We start from the raw sequence: 15,281 nt of genomic DNA on the forward strand, positions 1-15,281 counted from the left end.
AATTACTGCTTAATTGCAATTGAAATTAAAGCTTACTAAACAGCTTCAAAAATCAATCAATTAAAAAATAATTATAAATGATGTTTTCCACACTAAAGGATAAAAAAAAATTAAAAGAAAAAGTGTATTTATTTGTTTTAGCAAACTTTTTATCAATAACAATTTTAAATGCACAAGATATTACTGTAACTGGTAAAGTAGTTGATATTAAAACTAGTGAATCTCTACCAGGTGTTAGTATTTTAGTAAAAGGAACTACACAAGGCACAGTTTCAGAGTTTGATGGAACTTATACTATAAAAGCCAAAAATGGAGATTTTTTAGTTTTTTCTTATTTAGGTTATCAAACAAAAGAAGTAAAAGTTAGCTCAACTATTTTAAATGTTAGTTTAGAAGAATCTGCAGAAAGTTTAGATGAAATTGTTTTAATTGGTTATGGTTCATCCAAGAAAAAAGATTTAACAGGAAGTGTAACTAGAGTTACAGAAAAAGATTTTCAAGTGGGTTTTGTAACCAATGCAGAACAGTTGATTGCTAACAAAATTCCTGGAGTGCAAATTACACCTGTAAGTGGTAGACCTGGAGCTGGAAGTTCATTTTTAATTAGGGGAGGTGCTTCTTTGGGTGCATCAAATAACCCTTTATTTGTTATTGATGGCAATCCAATTGGTTTAGCAGATGGTCCAGGAATTTTAAGTGCTTTAAATCCAGAAGATATTGCATCTTTTAGTGTGTTAAAAGATGCTGCAGCTGCTGCAATTTATGGTTCTAGAGGTTCTAATGGTGTTATTTTAATTACAACAAAAAAAGGAACAAGTAATGAGTTAAAGTTTTCACTTTCTACGAAAGCCTCTATCTCTCAAAACTTTTTAACGCAATCTGTATTGACTGGAGATCAATTTAGAGAAGTCGCAAAAAGAGCAGAACTAGTTTCTGGAGCATCAATCTTAACTAATTTAGGCAATGAAAATACTGATTGGCAAGATGAAATTTTTCAAAACGCATTAACCACAGAAACCTCTTTTAGTATTTCTGGAGGAATTAAAAATCTACCTTACAGATTATCTCTAGGATATTTAGATCAAGATGGAACATTGAGAACTGGTAATTTTAAAAGAACAACTGCAACATTAAATATAAATCCTGTGTTGTTTGATGGGCATTTAAAAATTAACTTAAATGTAAAAGGAATTTTACAAGATCAGAGAATTGCTGATGAAGGTGCCATTTTTACAGCTACTACTTTTGATCCTACACAACCTGTTTTAGACGAAAACTCTCCTTTTGGTGGCTATTGGCAGTATTTAGATTTTGCATCAAACCCTGCTGTTCTTGGTGGTCATTTTAACCCAGTAGCAAAGTTAGAGCAAGTGCAAAACAATACTAAAAACTTAAGAAGCATTGGTAATATTCAGTTAGACTACAAACTTCATTTTTTTCCTGATGTAAGAGTGAATTTAAATACAGGTTATGATATTGCAGAAAGTAGTTGGAGTTATTTTACACCAGCAGATTATTTTCCTGCTAATATCTCTAATGGAAATAATTCTTCTGGAGATCCTGGTTCAAAAACAGAAAACATTTTTTTAGAAGCCACTTTAAATTATACCAAAGAAATAAAAAGTATTAAAAGTAAAGTTGATGCATTAGCAGGTTATTCTTATAATGATTTTAAAACAACCAATTATTTTTATCCAAGTTTTGATGTTGATGGAAATTTACAACCTGGTTCAGAACCAAACTTTGATTTTGATATTCCACAAAACACACTTATCTCCTATTTTGGAAGATTAATTTACACTTTTGACGAAAAATATATAGTAACAGGAACTATTAGAACAGATGGTTCTTCTAGATTTTCACAAAATAATAGATGGGGAGTTTTTCCATCAGTTTCTGCAGCTTGGAAAATTAGTGATGAGAAATTTCTTGAAGATTCAAAAACCATATCTAACTTAAAATTAAGATTGGGTTATGGAGTTACAGGCCAGCAAGAAGGTATTGGTAATTATGGCTACATCCCTATTTACAATTTAGGTGAAGCTTTTATTCAATATCCAATTGGTAATGGTTTTGTACAAGGTGTAAACCCAACAGCAACAGACAGGAATAGAAAATGGGAACAATCTACTACCTACAATGTTGGTATTGATTGGGGACTTTTCAACAATAGAATTTCAGGAAGTTTCGAAGTCTATTTAAGAGAAACCGAAGATTTACTAAATAATGTTTCTATTCCTTCTGGTACAGATTTCGCTAATAATATCACTAAAAATATTGGAAGTTTAGAAAACAGAGGTTTCGAATTAAAGCTTGATGCAACTCCAATTCAATCTAAAGATTTCAATTGGTATTTAGGTTTCAATTATGGATATAATGAAAATGAAATTACAAGTCTTTCTGAAGATAATGACAGTTCTGTAGGACTTTTTAATGGAAGCATTTTGGTAAACACAGTTGGTTTTCAAAGAAACACCTTTTACTTGTACAGACAAGTTTATGATGCCAATGGAAACCCAATAGAAGATCAAATGGTTGATATTAATCAAGATGGAACTATTAATGAACAAGATAGATATAGAAGTGAAAGTTCTGTACCAAGACATAATATTGGTTTTAATACTACTTTCAATTATAAAAAACTATCTCTAAATATGGCTTTTCACGCAAATTTAGGACATTATATTTTCTTTAAACCCAATGACAATCTAGCATCTATTTATGATGGTATTTTTAGAGGTAATGTACATACAGATTATTTTGATACCCTTTTTACCCAAAGTGGAAATGCAAACCAAGGTTTTAGCGATCATTATTTGCAAAACGCTTCTTTCTTAAAAATGGACAACATTAGCCTAAATTACGATTTAGGTAATGTTTTAAACTCAAAAAAAGGTTCAAATTTAGCCTTATCAGCATCCGTACAAAATGTATTTATTCTAACCGATTTTGAAGGTGGAGATCCAGAATCCCCATTCAATTTTGGGTCAAATTTTGGTGGCAATTATACAGCCCCAAGAACTTTTTCTTTAGCACTTAATTTTAATTTTTAAACAGCAATAAAAATGAAAACAACAAATTATTTAAAAAGAATTCTATTAATTGTTTTAATTTTTTCAGGCTTTAGCTCTTGTACAGAAGATTTAGATCGTTTTCCTACAAATGCCTTGACAAATGAAAAACAATTCAGCACTGTTGATGGATATAGACAAGCTATGGTTTCAGCTTACATACAATTTGCAGGTGCAAACAACTTTTTTTACCGAGATTTTTTCGAACTACAAGAAGTTACTACAGACGAAATTGTAAATACTTGGGGAGATCATCAAGAAACAACTTTAAGTTGGTCTTCAGAACACGATCAATCTACTGGAGTCTATCAAAGTGGTTTGTACTTAATAACGTTATGCAACAATTTTATAATTGAATCTGAAGCATCTTTAGTAGCAAGTAGAGGATTATCATCAGCAGAACAAGATGAAGTAGAAATTTTTAAAAGTGAAGTTCGTTTTATAAGAGCTTATGCGTATTGGATGCTAATGGATTTATTTGGAAATCCAACCTTTGCAACAGAAGAAACGCTAAAAAATGGAGAAGTTCCAGGTCAGATTTTAAGTGCAGATTTATTCAATTATATCGAATCTGAATTGAAAGAAATTGCACCTAAAATGATAGATGCAAGAGCTAACGAATATGGAAGAGCAGATAAAGCTGCAGTTTGGTCTTTATTGGCAAGATTGTATTTAAATGCAGAGACATATACAGCAACTCAAAAATATACAGAAGCCATTGAATACAGTAAAAAAGTGATTGATGCTGGTTATTCTCTAGAACAAAACCATCAATGGTTAATGCTAGGAGATAATTATCAAAATACTAACGAATTTATTTACACATTTAATTATGATAATGAAAAAGTAAGAACTTGGGGAGGTACAAATACCTATTCTCTAGGTGCTGCTGGTGTTCCTGCTTCCATAAATGGAATGAGTTCAAGTTGGAATTTATATAGAGTTACACAGCAAATTCCTGCTTTGTTTCCTTCAAATGATCCAAGTATAGACAAAAGAGCTGTTTTTTGGACAGAAAATAATGAATCTAGCAGAACTTTAGAGGTTGAATCTTTACCTAATTCTTTAAACGGATATTCTATAACAAAATATAGAAACGTAAATAGAGATGGTTCTAGCATTAATCAAGAAAACACGTTTAACAATTTAAGTGATATAGATTTTCCTGTTTTTAGACTGGCAGAAATGTATTTGATTTATGCAGAAGCTGTTTTAAGAGGTGGTTCTGGAGGAGACACAAATTTGGCATTAAATTACATCAATCAAATTAGAGGAAGGGCTTATGATAACAATCCAAATAGTACAGCAGGTAATATTACTACTTCAGAATTGGACTTGGATTTTATTTTAGATGAAAGAGCTAGAGAGTTGATGTGGGAAGGTTTTAGAAGAACCGATTTAATTCGATATAAAAGATTTACAACTTCCGATTATTTATGGGCTTGGAAAGGTGGTGTAAAAAATGGAGCTGCAGTAGATGTTAAATTTAGACTGTTTCCAATACCAGTTACAGATTTGTTGGCAAACCCAAAACTAAAACAAAATGATGGCTATTAATATTAATACTAGACGAATGAAGAACATAAAATTATTAATCGTTGTTTTGATAAGTAGTTACTTCTTTCTTTCTTGTTCTGAACAAGAAACAGAAATTTTTATTGCAGATTTAAGTTCAAGCGAAATTGCTTTTCAAAATAGTTTTGCTGCTGAATATCTTTTATCAGAAGAAACCAAAGAAAACATTGCAGATCGTTTTATTTGGAACAAACCTACTCCAATAACTACAAGCACTTACGAATTAGAAGCATCAGCATTTTCAGATTTTCTTACTATTACAACTATCGGAAATACTTCAAATACCAATCATATTGTTTTAGTGGAACAATTAATGAGTTTGGCTCAAGAATTAAATTTAGATGATGACCCAACAACTACTGATGCAAATGGTGATGCAAATAATACTGGTATTGTCTATTTTAGAGTAAAAGCAACGATTGGTAATGGAGGTGCTGGAACTGAAGAAATTGTATCAGAAATAGCTCCAATAAACATTAAAATAATAGAAAAAATTATTGATAATGGGCAGTGTGAATCTTTATATGTTTTAGGAGCAGGAATTACTGATATTGGTTGGAATTTCCCAGGACTTGAAGCCACTTGTGAATCTGATGTTTTAACAGTAAAAGCCAGACTAGGTAATGGACATTTTAGATTTTTTACAACTGTTGGTGATTGGCAGTCAGGTCAAGATTATGCATTTTACGAAAATGATGGTTATACCATAGATAGTAGATTAGAAAATGCGCCTGCAGGAGATAACTTTAGTTTTACTGGTACACCTGGAATTTATACAATTACCATTGACAAAAACACAAAAACAATAGATTTAAAAGAATCTGGCTCACTTTGGGCAGTTGGTGGTGCAGTTCCTGGAGGTTGGGGTTTTAATTCTGATACAGTAGAATTTATAGAAAACACGCCAAATATTTGGTCAGCATCTATCACTTTATCAAATGATATTTTTAGACTTTTTCAAACTTTTGGCACTTGGGATACCAATAATAGTATGACCTATTATGAAGATGAAGGGTTTACCATAGATTCAAATTTTGAGAATGATGGAAGTGGAGATGGTAACTTCAATTTTATAGGTACAGCTGGCACATACACAATGACAATAAATGCAGTTGATAAAACCATCACTCTAAACTAATTTGAAAATGAAAAAATATAGCATAGGAAAGTCTTTATTTTTTTTACTGATTTTATCTTTTAGCTCTTGTAGTCAAGTAAACAAAGAAACTATTAGTATAGAAGAAGCAATTATTGATATTCCAAATAATCTATATCCATCAAGTGATTTGGTAATTGCATCTCATTCTGATTGGACAAAAACACATTATCCAAAACGAATTGCAGAATTTAAAGCAAATCCTCTAGAGATAGGTGATATCGTTTTTATAGGAAATAGCATCACTGAACAAGGAGAAAACTGGGCAGAAAAAATAAACAATCCCAAAGCAAAAAACAGAGGAATTGCAGGCGATACAACAGAAGGAATTTTAGCTAGATTAAATGAAATAACTTTTTATAAGCCAGAAAAAACATTTCTTTTAATAGGGATAAATGACCTATTTCACAATCCTGATACTGTTGAAAAAATACACGAAAACATTTTAAAGATTATTGATGAAATCAACACAAAAAGTCCAAATACCAAAATTTTTGTACAAACAGTTTTACCCACAACTACAGAAAACTTAATTCCAAAAATTAAAGATTTGAATGCTGCATTAGAAAATTCATCATTTGAAAAATCTTACACATTTATAAATCTGTATCAACGATTTGTGTTGTTAAATGGAAAAATGAATATGAATTTTTCTACAGATGGTGTGCATCTAAATGAAAAAGGTTATGCAGTTTGGTCAGAAATAATTAAAAACATCATTTAGAAAAAACTACATCTCTTTTGAATTAGTGAACAAAAAGAGAGAAACCTTTTTATGGGGACTCTCTTTTTCAAAAAATAGAAACAATAAATTAATAAAAATCATAAATTATGAAAACAAAATTACTTTTTATCGCTTTTTGCATCTCAACTTTTATCAATGCACAAAGCATTGAATTTACATCAGCAGAATTAACAACAGCAGAAGTTGGAAGTACTATTAAAGTAGATTATAAATATACAATTGCTGCAGATGGTTACATTTATTGTGCTATAAATTTGTTAGACGATTGGACTTGGACAGCAGAAGTTGTGGGTGTAGAATTGGCAAATGCTGTTGCAGGAACAGATGTTACAGGTTCTTTTGATTTAACAATTCCTGATGGAACTTCTCCTTCAACAGATTTAACTGGAAACTTAAATTATAAAATCAATATCGAGTTAAAACAAACACCAGATCAAAGCACCTGGTTAGCAGGTCAATATCCTGCAACTCAAATTAATATGACAGCTTCTACAGCAAGTATAAATGATACTTTTTTAAACGATTTAAAATTTTATCCAAATCCTGCAAAAGATTTTATCCAATTAAAAGGCATTGACAATGTAGATATTTTAAAATTTAAAATTACAAATGTTTTAGGTAAAGAGATTTTAACCTCAACTTTAAATGATAATAAAATTGATGTTTCTAGTCTAAATTCTGGCATCTACATTTTAACAGTTCAATTAGATAACAGTTCTAAAAACATAAAATTTATAAAAGAATAATATTCTCTAATTTAGTTGTATCCATTTAAAACATTTAAAAACCAATGAAAGTCTTTGTAAAGTGTTTTTTCTTTTTCATCTTTTTGCTTAAATCTAGTTTTTTTTTAGGACAAAAATCTACTTATGTAGATGATAATGGGATTTTTAGATACGTTAAAAACGACAAAGAAATTCGTTTGTTTGGTGTAAATTACACCTTGCCTTTTGCACACGGTTTTAGGGCGATAAATTATGTTAATAAAAACCATAAAGAAGCTATTGACAAAGACATTTATCATATTACAAGATTGGGTTTAGATGCTTATAGAGTTCATATTTGGGATATGGAAATCACAGATAGTTTAGGGAATCTGATAAAAACACCGCAGTTAGATTTGTTAGATTATACTTTAGCTGAATTAAAGAAAAGGGGTATTAAAACTATTGTTACTCCTTTTAAAGTTGGTGGTAATGGGTATCCAGAAAAAGATTTTGATGTAGAAGGTTTTAGCTCAAAATTAGGAAAATGGCAAACGTATTCTGGAGATACTGTTTTAGAAAAACAAGAACGTTATTTTACGCAATTATTGAACCACGTAAATACATATACAGGCATTACTTACAAAAATGACCCAGCTATTATTGCGCTTGAAATTAATAATGAACCTCAACATACCAATGGAAAAGTTGCAACTACTTACATTAATAAAATGGTTAATGTAATTCGAAAAGCTGGCTTTAAAAACCCAATTTTTTACAACGTTTCAGAACGTTCAGCATTTATTGATGATTACTTAAAAGCTGATATTCAAGGTTGTACCTTTCAATGGTATCCAACAGGTTTAGTACATAACAGTTTGTTGAAAAGTAATTTTTTACCAAATGTAGATCAATATCAGATCCCATTTCAAGAGAAAAAAGCATTCCAAAATAAAACTAGAATTATTTATGAGTTTGATGCTGGAGACACCAATTCATCAGTCATTTTTCCAGCAATGGCTAGAAGTTTTAGAGAAGCAAAATTTCAGTTTGCAACCCAGTTTGCTTATGAACCTATAGATTTGGCATTTGCGAATACAGAATATCAAACTCATTATTTAAATTTGGCGTATACACCTTCTAAAGCGATTTCTATTAAAATTGCAGGAGAAATTTTTCGTGAAACTCCTAATGGAAAAAGTTTTGGTAGATTTCCGAAAAATAATACATTTTTAAATACAAAATTAAACTATGAAAATGAAGTAGCAATTTACAATTCTGATACAAAATTTTTCTATACAAATACTACAAAAGAAACTCCAAGAAATAGTAAAAAATTAAAGCATATTGCTGGGGTTGGCAATTCAGAAATTATAAACTATGCTGGAAATGGAGCTTATTTTTTAGATAAAATAGAAAAGGGTATTTGGAGATTGGAAGTTTTACCTGATGTACTTTGGGTAAAAGATCCTTATGAAAAAGCGAGTCTAAAAAAAACAGTTGCAGTTTTACAAGAAAATAAGAACAAGATTAAAATTGATTTAAAAAATTTAGGAAATCGTTATTTTATTAAAGGGATTAATACTGATAATTCTTTTGAGAATCAAGCAGAAGATAGAAGTGTTATAATACAACCTGGTACGTATATTATTTCTTTGAATAAATTAGCTGATGATTTTAAACTAAATCAAAAATTTGGAAATATAAGATTGAATGAATTTGCTACAAATCATCAAAAAATTAATCAAACCTACGTAGTTCATCAACCTAAAAAAGAAATTGAAAAAGGAGATAATTTAACAATAGAAGCAAAAATTGTAGGTCCAAATAAAATCAATAAAGTTGAAGTTGTTTTAAATACTGGTTATCAAAAAACGGATAATTACAAAATGACTAAAAGGAGTAATTTTAGTTATATAGTTACAATTCCGAAAACTAAAATTTATAACGAATCTTTTAATTATTACATTGTTATAACTACTGATAAAAAGCAAATTACGTTTCCAGAAAATGTTTCAGGAAATCCAGCAAATTGGGATTTTGTAAGCAACACAAAATACACCACAAAAATTGTAGAAAAAGAACCAATAATTGTTTTATACGATGCTATAAAAGATACTTCTAAAAACTTTCTGTGGCCAAGACAATGGAATGCTATCAAGTACAACATTGAAAAAGTTACACATAAAATAGCTTCAAAAAATTATTTAAGTGTTTATGCTGATAATTTAAACGCTAAAAACCCTGACTTAACTTTTAAAGTTTTGCTAAAAGATGTAGTGAAAAGAGAGCAAAATAATTTAACAAAAACACAATCAATAGTTGTAACTGCTTCATCTGAAAATAAAAATAATCAGAAAGTTCAAATTGCAGTACAGTTAAAAAATGGGCAAGTTTTTGGAAAAGTAATTGAGTTGCCTTCAGAAATGGAAGATATTAATATTCCTTTTGAACAATTACAACAAGTTTCGCAAGTTTTGTTGCCAAGGCCTTTTCCACCTTTTCAATCTTATTTTTTAAAATCATCAGAAAATTCAAGTTTTAATGCTAAAAATATTGAAGCAATACAAATTTCTATTGGTCCTGAAATCAAAAAAGAAAATTACACCAAACCACAACAAGTATCCATCTATAAAATACTTTTAAAATAAATGAGGATAATTAATTATATATTTTTTATAGCAATTTTTCTATTTGTGAATGGGTGTGCTAAAAAAGAGGTTTTTAACACAAGTAAAGAAAAATTTAATTCAGATTGGTATTTTATAAAAGCAGAAAATAAAACTATTTCTGATGAGAATTTTATTAATGAAGAGAGTTTTAAATCTTGGGAAAAAGTTAATTTACCACATACAACAAACATAGAACCTAAAATTGTAAATAGTCAATGGCAAGGAATTAGTTGGTATAAAAAAGAATTTTCGCTACCAATTTCAAACAAAGAAAAAAAACTGTTTTTGCATTTTGAGGGCGCAATGAATATTGCAGAAGTTTGGGTAAATGGTAAAAAATTAATCAAACATCAAGGAGGATATTTACCTTTTGTTATCGACTTTTCTGATGTTGCCAAATTTGATAAAGAAAATATAATTGCAGTAAAATTAAATAATAAAGATAACCCAATAACAGGTCCAAAACCATTAGAAAAATTAGATTTTAACACTTATGGAGGTATTTATAGAAATATTTGGTTAGTTGCTAAAACCCCATTGTATATTACAGACCCTATTTTAGAAAACAAGACTGCAAGTGGTGGCGTTTTTGTAAAATACAGTGATGTTTCAAACAAAAAAGCAACCATCAATATTCAAACTCATATTAGGAATGAAAATGGTACGTCCAAAACTTTTTACGTAAAACAGTCTTTAATTTCGAATGATAGCATCATTAAAAGCATCAACAGTAAAAAAATAAGTTTAGATGCCAATATTGATAAAGAAATAACTCAAAAAATTGATGTAGAATATCCAAAACTTTGGTCTCCAGATTATCCAAACTTATATACTTTAAAAACAGAAATTATTGAAGACGATATTGTTGTTGATGTTGAAAAAACAACAATTGGTATCAAAACAATGGAATTTAAAGGTCAAGACTTCTATTTGAATGGGAAAAAGACCTTTTTAAGAGGTGTAAATCGTCATCAAGAATATCCTTTTGTTGGGTATGCTTTATCTGATAATGCAAATTATAGAGATGCAAAAAAAATTAAAGATGCTGGTTTTGATTATGTTCGTCTGTCACATTATCCACAAAGTACTGCTTTTATGAAAGCATGTGATGAGTTAGGATTAATTACTATTGATGCAATTTTAGGGTGGCAATATTTTTCTGAAGATAAAAATTTTCAAAAACACGTTTTTCAAACAGCAAAAGATTTAATTAGAAGAGATAGAAATCATGCTTCTGTTTTGGCTTGGGAGGTTTCTTTAAACGAATCTTGGATGCCAGAAATATTTATAGACTCTTTAACTACAATTGCTAAAAAAGAATATCCAACAAATCAATGTTTTACTGCTGGTTGGCAATCTTATGGATATGATATTTATTTGCAAGCAAGACAACATAGACTAAAACATTATGATGCAAAAATTAAAAAGCCTTACAATGTTTCTGAATATGGAGACTGGGAATATTATGCAATGAATGCGGGTCTTAATCAGGACACTTGGGGTGGTTTATTGCAGCAAGAGCGTTCAAGTAGGCAATTACGCTCTGCAGGTGAAAAAGGACTGCTACAACAAGCTATAAATATTCAAGAAGCCCATAATGACAATTTAAATACACCAGCTTTTGCAGATGGTTATTGGGTTATGTTTGATTATAATAGAGGGTATGCAGATGATATAGAAGCATCTGGAATTATGGATTTATTTCGAATTCCTAAACCTTCTTATTATTTCTATCAAAGTCAAAGAGATGCAGATAATCCAAATGGAAAACCAATGATTTATATTGCAAATCAATGGAAAAAAGATAGCCCTTTAAATGTTCGTATTTTTAGTAATTGTGATGAAGTTGAGTTGTTTTTAAATGATAAATCTTTAGGCAGACAAAAACCAGACAAAAATAGAATATCTTCAAACTTAAAACATCCACCATTTACATTTAGGTTAGAAAAATTTGAAAAAGGACAATTAGAGGCTAAAGGTTATATAAAGAATAAAATGGTGGTAAAAGCCGATGTAAAAACTCCAGAAATTGCTTCAAAAATTGAATTGGTTATTGATGATTCTGAAATTGTTCCAAAAGTGAATACTAACGATATATTATTTGTGTATGCTAAAATTTTAGATAAAAATGGTACGTTGGTTTCATCATCAAATGCATCTGTAAATTTTAAAATAGAAGGCGACGCAGTTTTAATTGGAGAGAATGATACAAATGCAGAAGCAGGTATTGCAAGCATTTTAGTAAAGATTGGAGAAAATTCTGGAGATGTAAAAATCACTGCAACTTCTCAAAATTTTACAACTGAAACTACTATCAGAATAGAATAAAAAAGAGCTCATTTTTATCACTCAAAAAAGAATTATTTAAAATGAAAATAAAAAATTTAGTTGCTTTATTAATTTTATCATTCACAACTTTATATGTTGCAAATGCACAAGAGTTTTTAAAAGAACGAAATACAAAAGTATTAACAGATTGGAAATTTTCTAAAAGCGATTACTGGAAGTATGGCACAAACTTAAAAAACGGAGAAGGCTCTATTTGGAAAAATGTAAAAATTCCACACACTTGGAATGCCAAAGACGTTTTAACAGACGGCGTAAATTCTTATCATGGAGTTGGCACGTATATGCACAAATTAGAAGCACAGGAAATTAATGAAAACGTAAGACATTTTATTCGTTTTGAAGGCGTTTCTCTTAAAAGCGAAGTGTATATAAATGGCGAATTTGTTGGTGAACATTTAGGTGGTTATAGCGCATTTTGTTTTGAAATTACAGACTTTTTAAAGAAAGACGAAGCAAATGAAATTGGTGTAAAAGTAAATAATATTCCGTCTAGAAATATGGCACCTTCAGCAGAAACTTTGTTTCCTGTTTTTGGCGGAATTTACAGACCTGTAACTTATTTTACAACAAAACAAACATGTATTTCTCCTTTAGATTTTGCTTCAAGTGGGGTTTATATTTCGCAAACATCTGTTACAAAAAATAAAGCAGTTTTAGATGTTGCTGTTTTAGTTTCATCAAAAAATACATCAAAATCAAAAAAAATAGTTTTTACAATTCAAGATAAAGAAGGAAATGTAGCTCTACAAGAAAGTGAGAATTTTAACTTTAAAAAAAATTCTGAAAACCAATTGGTTAAAAAGAGATTGACAGTAAATAAACCACATTTATGGCAAGGAACAATTGACCCTTATCAATATATATTTAAAGTCACTTTGTTAGAAAATAATAGTAAAATTGATGAAATAAATCATACAATGGGTTTACGTTCATTTGAAGTTACAGCAAGAAAAGGGTTCTTTTTAAATAACAAATCATATCCACTTTATGGTGTAAATAGGCATCAGGAAATAGAAGGTTTTGGTTCTGCATTATCATCAGAACAACATCAACAAGATTTTGAATTGATAAAAGAATTGGGTGTTTCTAGTGTTCGTTTGTCACATTACCAACAAGCTGAAGAATTTTACGATTTATTTAGCAAAAGCGGAATTATGGTTTGGGCAGAAATACCAAATACACCTCCTTATATTAAAAATAATCCTAAATATTTAGAAAACTGCAAACTTCAAATTGAAGAAATGATTAAGCAGAACTTTAATCAAACTGCAATTTATTGTTGGGGTTTAGGTAATGAAATAAGGATCCCGAAAAAAGATTTAAAAATATTGCACGATTTCACAAAATCTCTAGACAATACAAGATATTCTGTTTTTGTAGATAACGTAGATGCAAATGAAACGCATACTGTTACTGATATACAAGCGTGGAATATGTATTATGGTTGGTATGGAGAAGGTCTAAAAGATGGTTACAGTAAAAAAACTAATAGAATTCATAAAAAATTTCCTGAAATAAAAATTGGAATTGCCGAGTTTGGTGCAGGAGGAAGTATCTCTCAACAAAAAGAAGATTTTGAAAGACCAGAACCTATAAGTGGTAAGTTTTTCCCAGAACAATACCAAACCCATTATCATGAAAATGCTTGGAATGATATGAAAGACAGAGACGATATTTGGTGTAAATACATTTGGAATATGTTCGATTTTAGTTGGACAACAGTAGAAAGAGGAGACAGAAATTTCATCAACCATAAAGGTTTGGTAACACATAATAGAAAAACTAAAAAAGATGCTTTTTATTTTTACAAGGCAAATTGGTCTAAAAAACCTGTGTTACATATTACAAATAAAAGGTTGATAAAAAGAGAAAAAGAAATCACTTTTGTTAAAGTTTATTCTAATTTAAAAAAAGTGGAATTGTTTGTAAATGGTATTAGTAAAGGGATAAAAGAAAGAAAATCAGATAGGTTTATTTTACAATGGAATGAGATAAAATTACAAAAAGGAAAAAATAAAATTGATGTAATTGGTTTATCTGAAGAAAAAAAGTTTACGGATAGTTGTGAATGGAATTTTATAAAGAATGGTTTATAGAAATTAAAATATGATAAGTAGAAAATATATCTCATCTTCTAAAAGAAAAATTTACTTCATTAGTCTTACACTGTTTTTTATTTCTTGTGAAAAAAAAGGAGAAGCTACAAGTCAAATTCCAGAAGCAATAGAAAGTATTTATGTTGTTGATAAGATTAGAGAACGTGCAAAAAATCAAATTTTAGTTTGTGCACATAGAGCTTATCATAAATTTGTTCCAGAAAACTCTTTAGCATCTGTTCAACAAGCCATAGATGCAAAAATAGATGTTGTAGAAATAGATGTAAACACTACAAAAGATGGAATTTTAGTTTTAATGCACGATAATTCTATTGATAGAACAACCAATGGAAAAGGTTGGATTAGTGATTTTACTTTTGCTGAACTGCAACAATTATTTCTGATAAAAGATGGAGAAATAACAACTCATAAAATACCTACTTTAAATGAAGTTTTATCAATAGCGAAAGGAAAAATTATTTTAAACCTAGATATTAAACGAGTTGATGTAGCCAAATTATATCAACAATTAAAAATCAATAAAATGCAAAATGAAGTTTTCTCATATATCTGGGACAAAAGAAAAATAGAGAAAATCTTAAATATAGACTCAACTTATGCAGTTTTACCAGAGGTTTCAAATAAAATAGAAATGGAGTATTATCTAAAAAATGTCACATCAAAATTGCAACATCTTAATGAAAAATCTTTTTCATCAGAAAATATGACTTGGGCAAAAAATAATGGTATTCTAACATTTATGAATATTCTTTGGAAGCCAGATGAGGAATTTATTCAAAATAACACAAAAAAAGTAGATCAAATTATTGCACTAAAACCTACAATTATTCAGACTGATCATCCAAAAAAAGTATTGGATTATTTAAAAAGTAAAAATTTACACGATTAAAAA

The 15,281-nt window shown here is 29.4% G+C and carries 9 protein-coding genes; all 9 read left to right on the forward strand.

Annotated features, from left to right (window positions below; all coding sequences use genetic code 11):
* Positions 1-77 precede the first annotated feature (77 nt).
* The 9 genes from BTO18_RS07935 (at position 78) to BTO18_RS07975 (ending at position 15,278) form a co-directional block, all read left to right on the forward strand.
* On the forward strand, positions 78-3,053 hold the full coding sequence (locus tag BTO18_RS07935; RefSeq protein WP_105015706.1) for a SusC/RagA family TonB-linked outer membrane protein: 2,976 nt from the start codon (positions 78-80) through the stop codon (positions 3,051-3,053).
* A 12-nt stretch (positions 3,054-3,065) separates the two neighbouring features.
* Complete coding sequence (locus tag BTO18_RS07940) at positions 3,066-4,628, forward strand: RagB/SusD family nutrient uptake outer membrane protein (protein ID WP_105015707.1); 1,563 nt, start codon at positions 3,066-3,068, stop codon at positions 4,626-4,628.
* A gap of 16 nt (positions 4,629-4,644) precedes the next feature.
* A complete protein-coding gene (locus BTO18_RS07945) occupies positions 4,645-5,784 on the forward strand; it encodes a SusE domain-containing protein (protein WP_170063248.1) in 1,140 nt (379 codons plus the stop codon).
* Positions 5,785-5,791: 7 nt separating this feature from the next.
* Positions 5,792-6,526, forward strand: a complete 735-nt coding sequence (locus BTO18_RS07950) for a GDSL-type esterase/lipase family protein (RefSeq protein ID WP_105015709.1) — start codon at positions 5,792-5,794, stop codon at positions 6,524-6,526.
* Between the two features lie 107 nt (positions 6,527-6,633).
* On the forward strand, positions 6,634-7,293 hold the full coding sequence (locus tag BTO18_RS07955; protein ID WP_105015710.1) for a T9SS type A sorting domain-containing protein: 660 nt from the start codon (positions 6,634-6,636) through the stop codon (positions 7,291-7,293).
* Positions 7,294-7,337: 44 nt separating this feature from the next.
* Positions 7,338-9,902 carry a glycoside hydrolase 5 family protein gene (locus BTO18_RS07960; RefSeq protein WP_146106895.1) on the forward strand — a complete coding sequence of 855 codons (2,565 nt, stop codon included), beginning with the start codon at positions 7,338-7,340 and terminating at the stop codon, positions 9,900-9,902.
* A complete protein-coding gene (locus BTO18_RS07965) occupies positions 9,903-12,251 on the forward strand; it encodes a glycoside hydrolase family 2 TIM barrel-domain containing protein (protein ID WP_105015712.1) in 2,349 nt (782 codons plus the stop codon).
* A 41-nt stretch (positions 12,252-12,292) separates the two neighbouring features.
* Entirely contained in the window at positions 12,293-14,368 is a 2,076-nt protein-coding gene (locus BTO18_RS07970) for a glycoside hydrolase family 2 protein (protein ID WP_105015713.1), read from the forward strand.
* A gap of 10 nt (positions 14,369-14,378) precedes the next feature.
* Entirely contained in the window at positions 14,379-15,278 is a 900-nt protein-coding gene (locus BTO18_RS07975) for a glycerophosphodiester phosphodiesterase family protein (RefSeq protein WP_105015714.1), read from the forward strand.
* The last annotated feature ends 3 nt before the right edge of the window (positions 15,279-15,281 follow it).

It is taken from the genome of Polaribacter porphyrae, assembly GCF_002954685.1.
In the GTDB taxonomy this organism is placed as follows: Bacteria; Bacteroidota; Bacteroidia; order Flavobacteriales; family Flavobacteriaceae; genus Polaribacter; species Polaribacter porphyrae.